Here is a 19,092-nt window from a genome sequence, read left to right as displayed (position 1 = left end):
TATGCAAAAGATATACGAAAGTTTTTTATAAAGGCATAACTGTAAAGTGATTGTAATTAGAAGAATTCAGAGAAGGAGTTAAAAATGTCGACAATATTATTCAACGAAATAGTTTTTGGGCCTATTCACAGCCGCAGATTGGGAATATCGCTTGGTATGAATATATTACCTTACGATGGTAAGGTATGTTCGTTCGACTGTATTTATTGCGAATGCGGATATAATAAGGATTTCAGAACAAAGACCTCGTTACCAACGCGAGATAATGTGAAACTTGCGCTCGAACACAGATTAAACGAATTGTTGAAAGAAGGCACTATACCCGATGTTATTACCTTTGCCGGTAATGGCGAACCTACTTTACACCCTCAATTTTCGGGTATTATAGATGATACGATTGAACTTAGGAATAAGTACGTTCCCGAAGCTAAGATAAGTGTGTTATCGAATGGTATGCACGTTGGTAAGGAAAATGTGTTTGATGCTCTTAAAAAGGTTGATAATAATATACTTAAACTCGACTCGGCTATATTAGAAACTGTTAAGTTGATAGATTGCCCTAATTCGCCGTCGTATAGTATCGGACATCAAATAGAACTGTTTAAAAAGTTTGAAGGCAACTTCATTATGCAAACTATGTTTGTAAGAGGTACGCATAATGGCAAAGTAGTTGACAACACCACTGATGAGGAAATAGAGGCGTGGATAGAAGCTGTCAGAGCCACTAATCCGCGCGAAGTAATGATTTATACTATCGACAGGGAAACACCTGAAAAGTTGCTCGAAAAAGTACCGGTAGAAGATCTTAATAGGATAGGGGACAGGGTTTCTCAATTAGGAATAAAAGTAAGTGTGGCAGGATAAAGAAAATATATCTCTGAACAGGCAAGTAAAGGAGTGTTCGATTAGAATATTCAGGCTGGACGAAGCCGAATCGGCAGGTTTCGGTAACTATCAGCGTTATGATTTTTACCAGATATTATGGCTTACCAAATCAGAAGGGAATCGAACCTATTTTCTCGACTTTAATGAATATACGGTTAGCAGTAATCAGATTGTACTTATATTTCCGGGGCGAATAGATAAGCTTGATATCGGGGAAAAAGATGGTTACGTGTTTGCAATTGATAACGATACTTTTTTTCGGTTGAATCAGAGGATAGATTCAGGATTCCTGAACGGTTATTTTTCCAATGTTTTTGTTTCGCCCGATACTAAAACTACCCAAATATTGGAGCAGTTAATGAAACTCATTTTAGGGGAATATTATTCCGAAAACCGGGCATTTTTAGTTGAAAGTTATTTCGGAGCTTTTTTATTTCATATATCGTCTGTTTTTGAACAAACAGAGGCATTTAAGAATAAATGCGATGTTTTTGTTGCAACACTGATGAGGCTCATTGATTCATATTTTATAGGAGAAAGAGAAACCGATTTTTATGCCCGCCGGATGGGAGTGTCGTGTAAAAAAGTGAACGAGCTTTGTAAAAGGGGAACCGGAAGAACCGTTAAGCAACATCTTCAGGATAGATTAATACTCGAAATAAAGAAAGAAATACGTCTTGGCGATAAAAACCTGAAAGAGATAGCGTTTAATCTGGGTTTTAACGAGCCCGCCTATTTTACCCGTTTTTTTAAACAACATACCGCTGTTACACCCACCGATTTTCGCGATAACGACCCATTTGTGCAAGTAAAAGGGCGATAATTGTAAGTAAAGCACAAGATGTACTAACTACTTTTGCTCCACAAAAATAAAAAGGAGATGAAAGGATTTAGTTTTATGCAATGGATTGTCATTGTTATTCTGGCTCTGTTAACAGCTTTAGAGCCGCTGAGTATCGATTTATATTTGCCCGGTTTCCTACAAATTTCGGAGTTTTTGAATACCGATTCTGCTTCGATTCAAATTTCACTGTCTACTTTTTTGGCAGGTTTTGCCATAGGGCAATTAGTTTGGGGGCCTTTAGCCGACAGGTTCGGGAGAAAGAAACCTATACTAGTATCATTAATTATTTTTATAGTTTCGTCGGTAGGTTGTATATATGTTTCTAGTATAGAACAGCTTTGGGTTATGCGTTTTATTCAGGCTGTTGGAGGCTGTGGAGGAGTAGTTATTTCGCGAGCAGTGGTAACCGATTACTTCGATAGATCGAATACTCTTAAAATATTTGCTTTGCTGGCTCTTATAATGGGTATTGCCCCTATATTAGCACCTACAATAGGTAACGGAGTTTTAAATATACTGGGATGGAAAGGTTTGTTCGGGACAATGATGGCGTTGGGAGTATTGATGTTTTTGCTTACCGTGTTTTTATTACCCGAAACACATAAAACGGGAATAGTCCAGTCTCATGGAGTATTGCGAAGCTATATGGAAGTTTTTAGAGTCCGGAAATTTCTAGTTTATTCGCTTGTAGCAGGTATAGTAAACGGAGCGCTGATGATATATGTGGCAAATGGGCCTTTCCTTATAATGGAAAAAGGCGGATTTTCGGGTAATACATTCAGTCTGATATTTGCAATGAATGCTTCGGGGCTGATGATTGGTTCTCTTATTGCCACTGTATTGCAAAAATATATGCGCACAAGCAAACTTGTAAAACTAACATTGTTTTCGATGGTGGTTATAGGGTTGTTGTTATTAGCATCCATGTATTTGGGTATGGATATGTGGGCTATATTGGCTGTTCTGTTTTGTTACATGCTTTTACTAGGTGTTCTGTTGCCAGCTACTACAGAATTGGCAATTACACCTTTTATCGAAAATAGTGGTACGGCTTCGGCCTTATTCGGGTCTATTCAGTTGGCAATAGCATTTGTGTGCTCAATAGTATCGAGCCTGATTCATAATGGGGAAATAATTACAGTTGGGTTATCTTTATTTTTATGTGGTGTAGTTGCCTTTATTATCGTGTTTATTCCGGTAGAGGTTAAACGGAGCCCGAAAGAAAGTCTAAGGCCTCTTTAAATCAAAGAGGCTAAGTTTTAAAGCTGCGAATCCAGATATTCGACTGCTGTAAAATGGCTTTCACGTTTATCGACAGGAGGAATATCCATATAATTACCATATTGTTTTTTGAGGTAAGTATCGGGGTCTTTAGGTGCAAAAAAGTATTTACCTTCGAATTTTACAGGGGCGGGCGGAAACATATAACCCGCATTATGATTAGTTGAATTTCCTATACCATAGCTGTGCAATATATTGTTGGGTTTTGTAATTGCACAGATAGCCCTTGCAACCCATACAAATAAATAGCCCAAAGGATAGAGTAGGAGAGACATACTATATTCGTAAAAGTAGCGAAGCGAACGAAAAGGTCTACCTCGTTTTAAACGGCGAAAAGCTCTTCCGTAAAAGAAATCGACGAAGTCTTTTAGTTTACGGTAGGTTCGTTCTTCGGTAAATATGTCAATATACACTCCCTTTTCTTTATATGGAGCCATATCCTCTTCTTCGGAGTGTATAATCGAAAATTTATCGCGCACTTTCGAAAACAGTAAACGATATCCCTTTTCTTTCGGTGTTTGTAAATAAAGATTATCAGGCAGTTCTTTTCTTAATATTTTCAGTAAGCGTTTGTAATCGGGGCGCATCAGCTCGATGTCGATATCGTCGTCCCAAGGGATAAAGCCTCCATGACGCATTGCACCCAAAAGTGTACCTCCGCTTATCCAATAAGGGATATCGTGTTTGCGGCAAATACCGTCAACAGTTTCCAGAATTTCGAGCATCCTGAGTTGGAGTATTCTTAATTCTGAACCTTCGGGGTTGTAATGGCTTAAATCTTCCGTCATATTTATTTATGTTTGGAGGCTTTAGTTGGCGTTAACTCAAACTTTTCAGGTTTTCAAATATTTTATCCCAGCGTTCTTCGTCTATTTTTGCGCCTATAAGTTGTATAACGTTAGCAGCAAGCAATGTGCCTATCTCTCCAGATGTTTTTAATGAATATCCTTTTACAAGTCCGTACAGAAAACCTGCGGCATAAAGGTCGCCGGCTCCTGTTGTATCCACGCAATTGACCGATAATGCAGGTACAAATACTTTTTGGTCGGCCTGTTGTATCCACGAACCTTTTGCTCCTGTTTTCACTATGGCAATATCAACCATTTTGGCAAGTTCGGATACGGCTGCTTCAGGGTCGAGGTTTAGTAACGATTTGGCTTCCTCTTCGTTAGCAAATACTATGTCTACGTATTTTGGCATTATTTCGAGCAGAAAGTCAAGGTTGGCTTCTACTACGTTGTAACTTGCCAAATCTAGAATAACTTTCAATCCGGCTTCTTTTGCAGTAACTATCGATTTACGGATAAGTTCGAGGTTTTGTACTAAATAACCTTCGATATAGAAATAACTGTAGCCTTCAAAATTTTTAGGGTCTATATCGGCAGGGGTAAGGTTTGCAGCAGCTCCCAGAAAAGTACCGAATGTACGCTCTCCATCTTTCGAGATAAATGTTGTAGCAACCCCCGAAGCTTCGTTTGTTTCGGTAAGGTGCGATTTTACCCCGTATTTAGTTAAGTCTTCCTTGAAATAATTTCCGTAAAAGTCTTTTCCTACCTTTCCTATAAATCCAGAGCCAATTCCCAACTTGCCCAAACCTGTAATGGTATTGGATGCCGATCCGCCCGATGCTAAATGTTTTTTAAAATTTACGAGAGCATCACTCAGAGACTTCATTGTTTGTTCGTCAATTAGTTGCATGCTGCCTTTTGGCAGGTTCATTTGTTCAAGTAAGCTATCGTCGTTAATAACTGCAAGTACATCGATCAGGGCATTGCCCATTCCTAGGATTTTCATTTTTATAATTATTTATTATTGGGTACAAAGGTATTGTATAAATTGAGAAATTAGTGTCATTTTTCCGATTTAGGCTTTTTGTTTTTGAACTCAGGAGGCATTACTATGTCGTTCCCGTCTCTTTGTGCATAATAATGTGGCGACATTAGTTCTATGCCGGCTTCGTTTGCCTTATCGTGAATAGACTGATGCAAATCGGAATAAATTTGTGCTAGTTTATCGGCATCTTTTATATATGCATTTATCTGATAAACAGCATAGTAATCGTGTAGCTCTACTTCCAGCACAAATGGCTTTGGATTTGATTGCACACGAGGTGTAGCTAGTGCTGCATTTATTAAAAGTTCAATAATCTGTTCTCTGGGCAATTCATACCCGAAAGTTACTTTTGAGTGTATAATTAAGCCATATTGCTCGGCCGAGTTACTGTAATTGGTTGTATGCGACGACATAATGAATGAGTTTGGTATAGTAACAATCTCATTCTTAGGAGTACGTATACGTGTAACAAAAGGTGTTTTTTCTATTACATTGCCTTCGGTATCGCTTAGCTTTATTCGGTCTCCTACTTTGAAGGGGCGCATATATGTGATAACCAGCCCTGCTATTATATTTGCAATGGCAGTGCTCGATCCTAACGAAACGATAAGCCCAACAAATACCGAAATTCCCTGAAATACACCCGAATCGGCACCCGGTAAATAAGGGTAAATCATGGCAATCATAAAAACATATAACAAAAATCTTATTATATTGAAAGTAGGTTGTGCCCAATCGGGGAAGAAGCCTGTTATTTTTAGTTTTCCGTTTTCTATTTCGGTTGCAATGTACTGAAGCCCTTTGACAATATATTTGATGCAAAAGTATATTATGGCAATAATGAATAAGTTGGGAACGTAATTTATTACTTTTTTAAAAATCATTACTATTGGGTCGAACGCATAGTTAAATAGCTGTAAAGCAATAGCCTCGGTTTGGGGGAAGATTGAGAATAGCATGGGTACACTAATCATCAATTGTATCAGTATTACAAAATACCGGAGCAAATTAGCCGAGAATAACAGAACACGTCCTTGGCGATGGGTGTCAAGAAATTCGTAATCGCGAATGGTTATAGATTTTAGCTTATGCAATGCAAGCCACGATATTTTACGGCGCAGTTTTCGGAATAAATAGTTGGTGAGCCTCCATAAGGCATATTGTATTACGAGTATCAACACAAAAAATAAGATTCGCTTACCAACTTTCAGAAGATTGTATTCTTTCTTGAGTTCGATAATTTTTTTAGTTATGGCAGGAATATATTGGTATGCTAATGCCTCTCTGGTAGAGTTTTGCCATAGAGCATCCTGATCTGTTACGCTAAAAACAACCTTATCGCCATACATTATATCCGAGAGGTTTTCGCTATCCAATACATAAACCGAATCGGTGGTCAGGCTATAGTCCTTCCCTATATTTATTATTATATTCTTTGCATTTTCGGCACGTTTGTGTGCAGTGAGCCCTCCTCTGTTTGCGTAAATTACGAATAAGGTATCTTCATCAATTATTAGCGGTACTCCCGGAGTATGGTTTCGCAGAGAGTCGATACGCCGCCGTTGTTCGGCTTTCTTTAACGAGTCGTTTTTATTGCTTGTACTGGCTTCGTCCAGCCTTCCCAGCAATAAAATTTCGTTTAATTTCATCTGTTGAATCTGGAGAGTAAGTTCTTGCATTCGGATAGAATCGTCCCGAAGTTTTTGGTTTATTAATATCGATGCCGAATCGGAATGAGCTGAATCCACAGCTGTTTGATTTGATTCTGTTGTGACACTTTCTATTAATTCTTTGGCCTTTTCTCTAAGTTGAGCGTTAATAGGTATTGCTATAAACAGGGCTACAGCAAAAAAGAGAATCCTTATCCGGTTTATTCTAAATATGTTAGTCATATCCTAAGCTTTGTAAACATGACAAAGATACATTTAAAAATAAATTCTTTTGTGTATTTAAAAAAGATAATTATCTTTGCATCCGAATTCTTCCTTAGCTCAGTCGGTTAGAGCATCTGACTGTTAATCAGAGGGTCCTTGGTTCAAGTCCAAGAGGAAGAGCAAAAGAATGAAGCGGTTAAGATTTAAGATCTTAATCGCTTTTTTATTTATGCGAATAAATTATCTAAAAAAAACGATGTCTAAAATAATTACTATTTATTCTATTTCTATATTTTTCATTCTCTATTCCTGTGGAAAAAAAGGAGAAAACCAATATAACAATTATAATTTAACATCTAAAGACTGGCAATTTTCAACAAACTGGAAAATCAAAAACGATTTGCTGAAAAAGAAATCGGCATTATATGCATTTCCTGAGAGATTTATAATAGAATATAAACCTGTTGCTGCTTCGTTGCATTATACTACAATATTAGCAAAAGAGAACTGCCCCGAAACAGGAAAAGTGTCCATTTTAAATAAGTGTAAGAATATAGACAAGGCTACTCTTCGTGTTTTGGGTAGGAATCTAAATGATCAATTAATCTATGAAGATTCGCTTGACATTAATACAAAAAACTGCTTGACAAAAAGAGAATTGAAGTTTCCGTTGTCGGATATTGATCAAATAACGATCTTGATCGAAGCCTTTGGTGACACAATATGTGACATTAATACTTTAGAAGACCAATATATATGTATAGAAGAAACAAAAATAAATTTTAGAGGGGAAGAATATGATATTGCAAAATGTGATACACAAGGCTCATTAAATACAGATTTTATATCTCCTGTTTCCGAAAATTGGGAAGGCGATTCGTCCCGTTTTATACAATCCAATGCAGTAAATGATTTTCTAGGAACAAAACAAATAATAGGTATTGGAGAAACACTGCATGGTAGTGAATCCTTAAATAAATTTGCCTTTGAGTTTATTAAGGATCAGATTATCAATAATAATTGCGGATATGTTTTAGTTGAACTTCCGATAGATATGGCTATGACCTTTAATATGTATGTTCAAGGACAGATAACAGGCGAAGCTATGAAATATCTCCATCAGAATTTCAAAAATTATATACATATATCGGATTCTGTTTTTTTTGATTTTCTACAATGGCTCCGAGCTTATAACGAAAATACGACAAAGAAGGTGCTTTTTTGGGGTGTAGATAAAGATCATCGTTTAATGGGGCATTCCTATTGTTTCGATTATTTATTTGCTGTATTCAAGAGTAATAGAGTAAATGGACAAAAGCTACTTCCTTTATTAAAGCTTGTTCATAATTTTAAAGAAGATTATAATTCAATATTTTCCTATATCGACAGAAATGAAGCTATGTTGAACGAGATATTAGGAAAGCAAAATCTGAAATTATTTATTTATACTTTTCGACAATATTTGGATAATCTGTCTATTTATTATGATACTAAAAGAGAAAGAGAAAAGTATGCCCAAATTGCTTTTCGTGATAAATTACTGTTCAAGAATTTCAGATTTTTACAGGAGAACTTTGTCAGTGACGATAGAAAGATTCTTATATATTATCATTATGGGCATCTAAATAAAATAAACTCAGCACCTTCCAGATCTTTTGTTCTCAGTTTTGGATATTACTTAAATAAAGAATTTTCGGAAAAATATGCAAGTATTGCTATAACAACAGGAAAAGGTAGCAGAATGAATGAACAAACAAGTGTATCTTACTATATAGAAGAGTTAGAAAGCCCTCCCTTTTGTAGTTTTGAATATCGAGCTCTGAATTCTCAATACGATAATTTTTATTATCCTTCTGATCGAATAAATGATAATATCACGAGTATGCGGCTTTTATTTAGCCATGGACCTAAGACCAAACATAAACAGTTCGAATATTATCCTTCAATAAAAAACAGGGTAGATGGAATTCTTTTTATAAAAAATAGCCAATCTATAAAAAAAGAGATTTATGATAGTAATAAAAGGCAAAAAATAGAGGAAGATATGTATTGGCAGAAAGAAAAAGAGTTTTCATTACTACTAAAATAAAAAAGGATGCATATCCAAAATTTAAAGTGAAATAATTGAGGACAAGATTGAAGGTTAGATGAAAAACTTTTAGGGTTATTATTGAGAAAACCATTTTTGTGTCAAAACGTCTCAGTTTTTGGATCAAAATAACCTAATTGTTTTGAAGTGTACTTCCTATTTTTGTAAATGAGAAGAGTCGGATTTTTGTGTTTGTTTATTTTTATCTATAGTTCTGTTATTTCATCTTACTCTCAAATACTCAATATCTACAATTCCTAATGAATTGAGTTATTATCAGATGACGGAGATAATCTGTCACAGATCGAAGATTATGATAATAATAGGCAGTTCAATGATATTTAGTTTTAAAATATAGTAATAAACGGAGAACGAACTACGGATTGAAACTATAGAAATTAGGGTTGAAAAGTTCTCAAAAGTATTACCATTTGTTAGCTGTTTGATCAGAGGCGTTCGTTATTGTTAACTTTAATCAAAATAATTGTAATGAGATTTAATTTTTATGTATTGAGAGATTACTTACTAATATCCAAAAATTTATTAAAGCATTTATTTTCAGCAATAGTTTTGTTTTCTTTTTGTGCTTATTCCAATGCAGCTACAATTGATAAAATTGGTTTTGGTAATAAGAAAGAATTGGAGAAACACGGCTTTTCGGGGAATAATTTCAATATAGAAGAAGGCGGATTGAAGCAAACGGCATTAGTATTATTGCCCGACTCTGCAAAGAAAAGCTGGGAAGGAGGTTCTTTCCGTTTCAGAATGAAAGTGAATCCCGAAAAACAAAATTATTTCACGGTAAAATTCTGGGGTAGCGATGTTACTAAAGGCCGTCTTATTTTATTTGCAGAAGGAAAGCAAATCGGATACCGGCACTTGGGTGATATCGATGTGTTGGATCATGGCAGTGACGAACCAGCTTATAATAATCGGTTTTATTATAAAACAAATCCGTTACCTATTTCAGTAACAAAAGGAAAAACGCATATTGATTTCGAAATTAGAAGTAACGGTCCGATTTGGGGATACGGTGGTAATTTTGAGGAATATCAGAAACCGCTGACAGACCCTTGCAGAGGTATTTATGCTTTATACACTCATGACGAAGGATATTTTGTTCCCGACAAAAACGAAAAGCAAGGAATGCCAGAAAAAAATCCGACAATAAGGACTGCACCGGGTGAAGAAGTTATTGATCAGGTGAAGGAAAAGGTATCAGCCGAAATTCAGAAGTTATTGGATTCGGATCGTCCCCTGACTCAAATGCAAATACAATTTCTGGCAAAATCTTATTCTGTAAAATGGGCTCCTTCTTATAATAAGAAACAAACAATAGAACGTCTGGTCAGTAGTATCGACTCACTTTATTTAAGGTATCTCAATAATCCCGAACTTGCCCATAGAGACAAAGCTACACCTAATCCCGGTTGGTTTGGTTTTGGCATGATAGGAGAGTCATTATGGTTATTGGATTCTACAGTGGAGCCTTATCTTGATCAGCCTGTCGATTCTAAAGACGGACAAAATATTAGCCGACGAAAAGCATATACACAAATGCTAAAAGAAAGCAGGGATTGGAACAGGGCTCGTCGTATACAGTATACTAACCAGTCGATGATTAAAGACCTTTACGGTATATATTATTCTAATAAAGGGCTACAATTCCTCAAATCGGAAGATGCTTTTCCCGAAAAACAAGCTTTGCGTTATTTATACGAATCGGTTGGCTTGCAGCCGTGGCTAGGAAGTGACACTCCCGAAGGTCCGGCAAAACCGTTGGGCGATGACTTTATCCAGCTTACCCGTAAAGGATTGACTAAGGAACTCGGTTATGTCGGAACATACGGCGAAGTACTTGACTGGGTGGCCCAAATTTACGAAGCAACTCGTCCGACTCCGGCAGGAGAAGGGGATCGTGCCATCAGGGATCAGCTTTTAAAAATAGCTAAAGCCCGCGCGGCATTCCGATATCAGACACTTGATCCGGAAGGAAATCAGGTAATGCGGGTTGAAACAGTAGTAGGTTGGCGCGACACCTCATATCCGGGTGTAGTGATTTATGCACAGCGTATGACATGGGACGGGACGGCTCTTGAGGTTGTTACTGCCTTAAAAGATAAAACACTGTTGGGTTATACCAAACAAATGTTCGATGATAATCAATTCTTCAAAGAAGTAGCCAAGCAGTTGAAATATGACAATTTCCGTATTACTGCCAGTTTACTACCCCTTCCCGAACAGTACGAATGGGTGAAAGCCAATATCGGTTCGGCTTCCGAGAAATTGCCAATGACATGGAGTGAACCCGATTATTTGTTTACGGATGAAGAAGACGGAGTATTAGCATTGAAAAGCGGAGATGAAATATTATATGTGTCGCTTTATTGGCGTGCCAGATATGCGATTAATAATCTATCGAGAGTGCATTACATAACCCCGTCGTATGACCGAGTTGCCGTTGTGGCGGTGGATTGCGAATTTGAACCCAGTGGATTGTTTTATACTCGGCCAAACTGGACAGATTTCGGTTTTGGAAACGGCGGGCACAGATATCCCGGCGAACAAAGTGTTTCGATTCATGCCGGCGATGTGTTGCCGATAGCTAAAATACCTGACGGAATAAAATTCAAGCCCGGAAATGAAAGCATTTATGCAGGGAAAGCCGATTATTATACGCTCAGATACGGTAAATACCTGATAGGAATGAATTGTTCAGCAGATAAAGTCTTTGATCTTCAGATTCCGGCAGGCGCAAAAAAGGTAACTGATTTCAGCAGTAAAAGCGTTGTAACTTCCAAGGTGCTGAAAGTAAATCCTTTTTCAACCGTTATTTTGGTCGTTGAATGATAACAGGGTTATTGAAAATAAGAAAATAAATTGAAGTTATATAAGTGTTTAAGTTAATCTTATGGTAAAAAAAAGTAGTTTGTTGTTTCTGTTTCTGGTTGTGATAATATTCTCTTCCGTAGCAGGAGTTAAAGTTGAGGATGCTTCTTCAAAGAAGATTTTTCCTTATCCCGAAAGAATTCGTTATAATGGTTCATGTTTAAGCATCGAAGGAAAGGAAATATTTATTTACAGTGCTGCCTTCCATTATTTTCGCACGCCGAAAGAATTGTGGCGCGACCGTTTTACAAAAATAAAAGAAGCCGGATTTAATACCGTCGAAACTTATATTCCTTGGAATCTGCATGAACTGAGCATGCCCAAAGATCTTGACGACTATTCGCAAATTGACCTTACGGCTTTTAAGGAATGGTTGGATATGGCTCAAAATGAATTTGGATTTTATACGGTAGCACGTCCCGGAGCATTTATATGTGCTGAATTTGCCGGAGGAGCTTATCCCCGTTGGCTGGCAAAATATCGCCCCGACGGATTTGACGACGGATTCGACAAGTTTTGGCTTCGTAGTGCCGACGATCGTTATCTCGACTGGCACGACCATTGGTACAAAGCTGTATGTAAACTAATCGAACACGAGCAAATAACCAATAAGCCCAAAGGGCAAAAAGGTATTATACTGATGCAGATTGAAAATGAGTATAATCACCATAAAACCAAAAACAAAGAATATGCTTTGCAACGCATGTATAAAACTACTCAGGAAGCTGGTATAACCATTCCTATATTTACATGCATGACTGACCAAACAAGAGGTAGTGATGATCCTGTTTTGTTGAAAGTATTTGATTGTGATAACTATTATGTAGGACAAAAAGATGCTATTACCTGTGCAAAACGTATGCAGAGCCTGAAACAAAAGCAGCCGGATGCACCCGGGTTTGTAACCGAATTGCAGGGAGGATGGTTTTCAACCGTAATGGGGAAATTGAGTGAAGAGCATTTCTCTGACGACAGGCATTTTTATGCTATTTCCATGATGTCGATTGCCGGTGGATCTACGGGTATATTCCCGTATGTATATGTGGGAGGAACTCATTTTGCTGGTTGGGGAGCCCGCGGACAGACCACAACATACGATTACAATGCAGCTATTAGGGAAAATGGTGCCCGCTCATATAAGTATTATGCTTCAAAAAATGTGGGGGAATTTATTAATAAATACGGTTCTCAATTGATTCATTCGCAAGGGGGAGTGTGTGCATTTAAGGATGCTCCTGCCGAAGTTGTAGGAGGGGTACGTATCTCTGAAGACGGAACACGTTTTGTATTCATACATAACAGTTCTACGGACAAAAAGATGCAGGGAAAGGCAATTGTGACTCCTGAAAATCCGGAATCGGGCGAACCGATATACAATGTAGATCAACACGAAAATAAAGTATTGATAAAGGTTGACGTAAAAGAAAATGCTGCTTTATCCGCTTTACCCGCTTTTGGTATTGATTATGAGTTAGAGCCTATGCAAACCAAGGTGTTGATTATTCCTGCCGGCTCCGCTTCTGAGAAGGGTTCTTGGTGGTTTTTCCAACGTCCGAATCTTAAAGAAGAAAAAGTAAAATCTGTTCGTATAGCAAAAGCAAAAAAGATAAATGAAGATGGGTTAAAAGCAAATTACCAGCCATTGGCTGATGGAGTATCTTTACCCGAAATAAAGGTTAACGATGTCAGATATGTACGCTATCGTTCTAAATTTAAACTCAATGATAAGGAAGCACATGAATATACTCATCTGTTATTTAACACCTTCTCGCGCGATATTGTAAACGTATTGGTAAACGGAAAACTTGCCCCACGGTTATATCCCGATGAAAAATGGGTTTCGGAAGTTACTCGTCAGCGCAATAAATCCTTTGCTTTCATCAATGAAACTGATTATGACAATCGATTTGATATAAAAGGCTTGCTGCGTAAGAAGGACAACGAGATAGTGGTAGTGTACGAGAATATCGGACACGAACATGGTTATTTTCCGATGGAAGAATTGTGCGGTATCCGTGCAGCAGGGTTAGCTGCTAATGATTCTATATTGCAGAAAAAACTGACATGGGAAGTGTCGACGGATTTAGCTGGTATTCAGAACGGGTTTACATCGCCTTCGTTCGAACCGAAGAATTGGGAGGCAGTACAATTAGATACTACTTATGAAATTCCCCGAAAAGGTAATAATATTCAACCCAAAGGAAAACAAGATGCCATGCTGACATGGTACACGGCAGAATTCGTTTTGCCCGAAAATGCGAAAGAAAACACATGGAGACTCTTGATTAATGCTTCAGGTAACGGCTATATTTATGTAAACGGACACAATATCGGTCGTCATTGGGAAGGAGGAGCACAACGTGAATATTATATTCCGGAATGTTGGCTTAATTTAGAGAAAGGTGGAAGAAATGTGATAACACTGGGTTTACGTCAAACTGTTAATGGTGCAGTTGTAAGAGCTATGGAGATAGCATCGTATACAGGTCAAATGTAAATATTTCAAATTCCTCATAATGAGATGTAGCGTAAGATATGCCTATGGTTTTATTCTTACGCTATTTTTTTATGAAAACCGGATGGCATTTTTTGTTGGAGTGTGTCGACTATTTTTCGATATCCGGATAGGGATATAAGATATCTTATTTCGGTATCTTAAATAGTTAAATACTATTCGTTATGGCAGAATGTTTCAAAATATCATATAAATAATGCGAAATTGTCCTATTTGTAGTGATAAAGAACTTCTATTAGTTGTCAGAAACGATAAGGAATATATTAGAATAGAAATAAGTGACACAGGATATGGCATTGAAGAAAAGGACCTGCCTCATATATTCGATCGATTTTATCAGATAAAGCATGATGATACATCGACAGGAAGTGGGATAGGTTTGCATCTGGTTAGAGAATACACCAAATTGCATAATGGAGATATTACGGTAAGCAGCGAGATAAATATCGGCAGTACTTTTACTGTTTATATACCTACTGATCTGCCTAAGAACAACGAGGACAAATATCCAGATGAGGAGAAGAATATAATAAGTAGTATCGCTTTACTAAGTACGAAAGAAAAAGATAACAAAAAAAAGATTCTGGTTGTTGAGGATAACGAAGAGTTTCGGAATTTTTTAACAGAACAACTTAGCGAAAATTATTATGTAATTGATGCTATAGATGGAGAACAAGCCGAAGGGTTGGTGTTATCAGAATATCCCGATCTGATAATTTCCGATTTGATGATGCCTAAAATGAATGGGATTGAATTGTGTCAACGAATTAAAAATAATATACAAACGTCTCATATTCCTTTCATTCTTCTAACTGCCAAAATTTCAAATGAATCTAAAATTTATGCTTATGAGGCCGGTGCCGATTCTTATATTTCAAAACCGTTCAGTTTTGAATTATTATCTGTACGGATAAAAAAGTTGATAGAACAGCAAGAAAACAGGAGAAAGTTATTTCATAAAACTATCGAAATTACTCCCAGTAATATTACTACCACCTCTCTTGACGAGGAGTTGATTAAAAAAGTATTGAGTTTTGTTGAAGAAAACATCAATAATTCGGAGTATTCAACCGAAGACTTGAGCCGAGATGTAGGGTTGAGTAAAGCCCATTTAAACAGGAAGTTACAATCTATAGTCGATTTAACTCCACTCCAATTTATCCGGTCGGTTCGTTTAAAAAAAGCAGCACAGTTATTGATTGATAGTCAGTATAATATAAATGAAATATCTTACATGGTCGGTTTTAATACTTTAAAATATTTCAATTCGTACTTTAAACATGAATTTCATATGACCCCCAGTCAGTACAGAGAAAAAAACAAAGAATAATTTCTCTGGATGATAATTGTTACAAATAGTTCTCGCAAAATGACATGTTGTTTTATTGTGTAAATAGATTGGGAATGGTAGAATAGAAATAAGGTAAAACTGTGAAAATTTTGTTTTTGAACTCTCAACAGTTTTACCTTATTTACTGAGTACGTGTAGTGTATATCTTTTATTTTACTACAGCCACAAACCCTCCGCGAGGAAGGCAGTTGATGTCCATCTTTTGATTCTTTTTAGTTATCTTGATGTTTTCTTCAATATTAAAAACTTTGTCATTGGCTCCATCGCTTATGATTGTAATAGTTTTCCCTAATAACGAAAGCTTTTTGAGATCGACTGAAAGCATCTTTTCTTTATCAGTCCCATTTATTCCTCCTAAATACCATTTATCTCCTTTTTTACGAGCAATAATAATGTGTTCTCCGGGATATCCCTTCAACAATTTTGTGTCATCCCAAGCAGTAGGCAATTCCGACAAAAAATTCTTCACAGCAGATGGAAGCGAATAATAAGTTGAAGGTTTGTCGGGCATATGTTGTAAAGCCGACTCGAAGATTACAGGAAGAGCCAACTCGTGCCCGTAAGATGTAATATGCGGATTTTGTGAATCCGAAAATGTTCCGGGTGTATAATCCATAGGACCTATAACGTTTCTGGTAAAGGGCAAAGTGGTATTATGACATGCTGCAAGAGTTGTAAGCTTTTTATTATTATTGTACCATTCTGCACCATAAACCGCCTCCATCGTCATCATATGTGGATAAGTTCTTTGCCAACCACGGGGGATTGTAGATCCATGAAAATTGATCATCAATTTGTATTTAGCTGCATCCTCAAGCAAGTCAATATAATAATTCATGGAAGAGGCTTTGTCCCCGGGAAAGAAATCAATTTTAATACCAACAACGCCTAGTTTATTGAGCCATGCATATTCTTTTTCCCTGTCTTCTTTCTTATTTAAACGATAAAGAGGCCCGAATTCGGCAGGGCACCAGTGTGTACTGGAATTGTACCAAAGCATTGGCTTAACGCCTTTTTCAAGAGCATATTTTACGGCATCTTCCACATTGCCGCCGTTGCCCATTGCATCCCACTGCCAATCGATCAGATCGTATGGCCATCTCATTTCCGCAGCCAAATCTATGTATTCTTTGACGATTTGAAAATCGCTTGAACTGTGATTATATGCCCAGTATATCCACGAAACAGGACCCGGTTTAATCCAATTAGTATCACTTACTTTAGAAGGATCGGACAAGTCAGTAACTAATGTAGATTCTACGATTGTAGACAAAGAACCAATAATTAGCACACGCCACGGAGAACTCCATTTGCCTTTTACAGAAAGTTTTTCGTCTTCCAATTGTACTTGATATTCGTTGCCTTTTTTTGTATTGTCTAAATACGAACCACAACGATCTCGCGACATATTTGCTTCGGTAAATAAAACAAAAGTTGAATTCGGGAACTCCATAAGCGCGGGATATCCCCATTTACCGCTTGTATGTTCCTCAGACAGAGGGTAGAATCCTTCATAGCCAATTGCGTATTTTTGCATCCAGCGTTTAGCCTTATCTTCAACCAGATAAGTTGTAGATTCATTAATTATGTTTTCGTTATCTGAAGTTGCATCGATGTTATATTGGAAAGCAACACCATCGTTGTAAACCCTCAATATAACTTCCAATATCTGCTGTTTATCATTTTCGAACCGATATATTCTTTCATTTGCAAAGTTTGTACAATGACTTCGTTTGCCTGTTATCATTATATAGTCGTCTTTATGCCATTTACTTTTAGATACTGATACAAGTTTAAGATTATCCGAAAAATTCTGCAGATCTGTTTCCAATCCTAATTTAATATTGGAAAAAATTGTTTTGCCATTATGGTCAACCGAGAAATAAGGATTTTTGGCGTTATCGTGCAATTTAATATTTAATTTCTTATTAGGCGAAACTGTGTTGCTACCAGCCGATAAGGGAAATCCAATACAGATAAAAAAGAAACAAAATAAATAATTTATTCTTCTTAGGTTCATAATATACATTATTAATGTGGAACGGCATTTATTAGTTGCGAACTTTAAATTCCCACAAACCGGGTTCTCCTTCTGTTATTTTTAATCGCAGGTAACGAGTTTTTATTTTCTTGTCGGATATATGAGGCGATTTTATTGCTTTCACACCTTGTTCATCTATTTTTGTCCAATTTATTCCGTCATCCGATTTTTCCAATACCCAAGCATGCCCAAATGTAGGGAAGACAAAAGACATCTCACATTGCGATATAGATGTTTTTTTTCCAAAATCAAGCATAATCCAAGGTTCTTTATCGTCTTTCGAAGCTACCCAACGAGTACCGTTTGATTCGTCAATTGCATTTTCAACCTTATAGTCAAAGGTACGAGTAGTCTCTATTGTTGATGTAGAATCCGGATAATTGCGATTTGTCTCAACCATTTTCGTGCTTATACGTGGCGATTTGATACTGGAAGCTGTAGCTTTAGCTTTCAACGATAGGTTTGCAGCCCGTTTTTGCTTCTTTCCTAAATAACCAACACCTTTAAAGTCGGGGGTAATGGTACGTATTGTACCATCTCCGTTGAATGTTAATTCGTTAGCAAAAACTTGCCGGGTAGTGCTTCCTTCTCCAAATTCCAAATAAACAAATATATATTTATCCAATTCTTCGTCATAAAATATGTTACCATGACCCGGTCCCCATACGCCTGTTTCGAGCGATGTAGAAATAAAAATATCTTTACCTTCCGGAGCATAGAAACCCGATAATGGCCCTTCTTTGCTCATCATGTATCCGTAACAGTAATTCTGATCTCCACCAATTGTATACAGATAGTAGTAGATGCCGTTACGTTTAAAGAAAGCAGGACCTTCGGAATAGCCTTCACGTTTAGTTGGGATATTAACCACAGGACCAACAAGAGTTGTGAAGTCATCTGATATTTTTGCAGCTTTTCTTCTTCGCCAATAGAAATAAGATTGACCATCGTCATCTGTGAATATTTCGCCGTCAATATCTTCTACTATTGGTTTTGTTGGAGTTAAATTCGGATCTGTATTTTCAAATAAAATTCCATCACCGGAAATAACACGGAAAGGTCCTTCCGGCTTTTCTGAAACCATGGCAAATACTCCACTATTTCCTTTAGGATAAACAATGGTAGGAAACAAATAATAAAGACCATCTTTTTCAATTGTTCTACCGGGTGCCCAGTAGCGGAAGAAGCCACTCTTTTCTCCAAAATGCTTACGAGTGTTCCAGTCAATATCGTCAATCAGAACTCCTTCGAAGCTCCAGTTTACAAAATCCTTGGATTTCCACACAACAGGAGGTCCCATTTCCCATAAACCTCTGTCTATATCTGTTGTTCCATAAAGATAATATGTATCTCCAAATTTAGAAACAGAAGGGTCGGCAACGTTATCCGGTATTATGGGATTAAAATTTTGCGCTGTAATAGTGCTTGCGGATATGAAAGTTATTATAAGCAAAATTAAATTTTTCATTTTATGAAAATTTACATAAGTA

12 protein-coding genes and 1 tRNA gene are annotated in these 19,092 nt (G+C 37.0%); 8 read left to right on the top strand and 5 right to left on the bottom strand.

Annotation, left to right across the window (positions count from 1 at the left end; translation table 11 throughout):
- The first annotated feature begins 84 nt into the window (after positions 1–84).
- Genes D0T53_RS01795 through D0T53_RS01785 form a run of 3 tightly spaced genes read left to right on the top strand, consistent with a single transcriptional unit; the run spans position 85 to position 2,971 of the window.
- A complete protein-coding gene (locus D0T53_RS01795; RefSeq protein WP_163264472.1) occupies positions 85–864 on the top strand; it encodes a radical SAM protein in 780 nt (259 codons plus the stop codon).
- Positions 851–1,708, top strand: a complete 858-nt coding sequence (locus D0T53_RS13695) for an AraC family transcriptional regulator (protein ID WP_163264470.1) — start codon at positions 851–853, stop codon at positions 1,706–1,708. Before D0T53_RS01795 ends, D0T53_RS13695 begins: the two co-directional genes overlap by 14 nt.
- Before the next feature lie 57 nt (positions 1,709–1,765).
- The gene (locus D0T53_RS01785) at positions 1,766–2,971 is read left to right on the top strand and encodes a multidrug effflux MFS transporter (RefSeq protein WP_163264468.1); all 1,206 of its coding nucleotides are present in this window, start codon (positions 1,766–1,768) and stop codon (positions 2,969–2,971) included.
- A 17-nt stretch (positions 2,972–2,988) separates the two neighbouring features.
- Here D0T53_RS01785 and D0T53_RS01780 read toward each other — a convergent pair whose 3' ends face one another.
- From D0T53_RS01780 to D0T53_RS01770, 3 genes are read right to left on the bottom strand one after another with little or no spacing between them, the layout of a single operon-like run.
- Positions 2,989–3,798, bottom strand: coding sequence for a phosphorylcholine transferase LicD (locus D0T53_RS01780; protein WP_221411480.1), 810 nt, complete (start codon positions 3,796–3,798; stop codon positions 2,989–2,991).
- 31 nt (positions 3,799–3,829) lie between these two features.
- Positions 3,830–4,804: an adenosine kinase gene (locus tag D0T53_RS01775; protein WP_163264466.1), complete on the bottom strand. Its 975-nt coding sequence runs from the start codon at positions 4,802–4,804 to the stop codon at positions 3,830–3,832.
- A gap of 56 nt (positions 4,805–4,860) precedes the next feature.
- A complete protein-coding gene (locus D0T53_RS01770; RefSeq protein WP_163264464.1) occupies positions 4,861–6,735 on the bottom strand; it encodes a mechanosensitive ion channel family protein in 1,875 nt (624 codons plus the stop codon).
- An 88-nt stretch (positions 6,736–6,823) separates the two neighbouring features.
- Between D0T53_RS01770 and D0T53_RS01765 the strand changes: the two genes are divergently transcribed.
- The 5 genes from D0T53_RS01765 (at position 6,824) to D0T53_RS01745 (ending at position 15,540) form a co-directional block, all read left to right on the top strand.
- Positions 6,824–6,897 (top strand) — tRNA-Asn (locus D0T53_RS01765).
- A gap of 76 nt (positions 6,898–6,973) precedes the next feature.
- Complete coding sequence (locus D0T53_RS01760) at positions 6,974–8,806, top strand: erythromycin esterase family protein (protein WP_163264462.1); 1,833 nt, start codon at positions 6,974–6,976, stop codon at positions 8,804–8,806.
- 489 nt (positions 8,807–9,295) lie between these two features.
- Positions 9,296–11,656 (top strand): hypothetical protein, encoded by a 2,361-nt coding sequence (locus tag D0T53_RS01755; RefSeq protein ID WP_163264460.1) that lies wholly within the window; start codon positions 9,296–9,298, stop codon positions 11,654–11,656.
- A gap of 61 nt (positions 11,657–11,717) precedes the next feature.
- A complete protein-coding gene (locus D0T53_RS01750) occupies positions 11,718–14,192 on the top strand; it encodes a beta-galactosidase (RefSeq protein WP_163264458.1) in 2,475 nt (824 codons plus the stop codon).
- Between the two features lie 214 nt (positions 14,193–14,406).
- Positions 14,407–15,540 (top strand): response regulator, encoded by a 1,134-nt coding sequence (locus tag D0T53_RS01745; RefSeq protein WP_163264456.1) that lies wholly within the window; start codon positions 14,407–14,409, stop codon positions 15,538–15,540.
- A 169-nt stretch (positions 15,541–15,709) separates the two neighbouring features.
- On the opposite strand, the gene D0T53_RS01740 is transcribed toward D0T53_RS01745, so the two are convergent.
- A complete protein-coding gene (locus D0T53_RS01740) occupies positions 15,710–17,581 on the bottom strand; it encodes a glycoside hydrolase family 97 protein (RefSeq protein WP_255489368.1) in 1,872 nt (623 codons plus the stop codon).
- Between the two features lie 31 nt (positions 17,582–17,612).
- Complete coding sequence (locus D0T53_RS01735; RefSeq protein ID WP_163264452.1) at positions 17,613–19,070, bottom strand: family 43 glycosylhydrolase; 1,458 nt, start codon at positions 19,068–19,070, stop codon at positions 17,613–17,615.
- Between the last annotated feature and the right edge of the window lie 22 nt (positions 19,071–19,092).

Source organism: Dysgonomonas sp. 216 (assembly GCF_010501065.1).
In the GTDB taxonomy this organism is placed as follows: Bacteria; Bacteroidota; Bacteroidia; order Bacteroidales; family Dysgonomonadaceae; genus QVMM01.
Note: the sequence above shows the minus strand (reverse complement) of the source record. Positions and strands in the feature narration are given on the sequence as shown.

Excerpts from the sequence above, each read along its gene's own strand:
- D0T53_RS01795 (WP_163264472.1), top strand. The coding sequence starts at position 85 with ATGTCGACAATATTATTCAACGAAATAGTTTTTGGGCCTATTCACAGC.
- D0T53_RS01785 (WP_163264468.1), top strand. The coding sequence starts at position 1,766 with ATGAAAGGATTTAGTTTTATGCAATGGATTGTCATTGTTATTCTGGCT.
- D0T53_RS01780 (WP_221411480.1), bottom strand. The coding sequence starts at position 3,798 with ATGACGGAAGATTTAAGCCATTACAACCCCGAAGGTTCAGAATTAAGA.
- D0T53_RS01775 (WP_163264466.1), bottom strand. The coding sequence starts at position 4,804 with ATGAAAATCCTAGGAATGGGCAATGCCCTGATCGATGTACTTGCAGTT.
- D0T53_RS01770 (WP_163264464.1), bottom strand. The coding sequence starts at position 6,735 with ATGACTAACATATTTAGAATAAACCGGATAAGGATTCTCTTTTTTGCT.
- D0T53_RS01760 (WP_163264462.1), top strand. The coding sequence starts at position 6,974 with ATGTCTAAAATAATTACTATTTATTCTATTTCTATATTTTTCATTCTC.
- D0T53_RS01755 (WP_163264460.1), top strand. The coding sequence starts at position 9,296 with ATGAGATTTAATTTTTATGTATTGAGAGATTACTTACTAATATCCAAA.
- D0T53_RS01750 (WP_163264458.1), top strand. The coding sequence starts at position 11,718 with ATGGTAAAAAAAAGTAGTTTGTTGTTTCTGTTTCTGGTTGTGATAATA.
- D0T53_RS01745 (WP_163264456.1), top strand. The coding sequence starts at position 14,407 with ATGCGAAATTGTCCTATTTGTAGTGATAAAGAACTTCTATTAGTTGTC.
- D0T53_RS01740 (WP_255489368.1), bottom strand. The coding sequence starts at position 17,581 with ATGAACCTAAGAAGAATAAATTATTTATTTTGTTTCTTTTTTATCTGT.
- D0T53_RS01735 (WP_163264452.1), bottom strand. The coding sequence starts at position 19,070 with ATGAAAAATTTAATTTTGCTTATAATAACTTTCATATCCGCAAGCACT.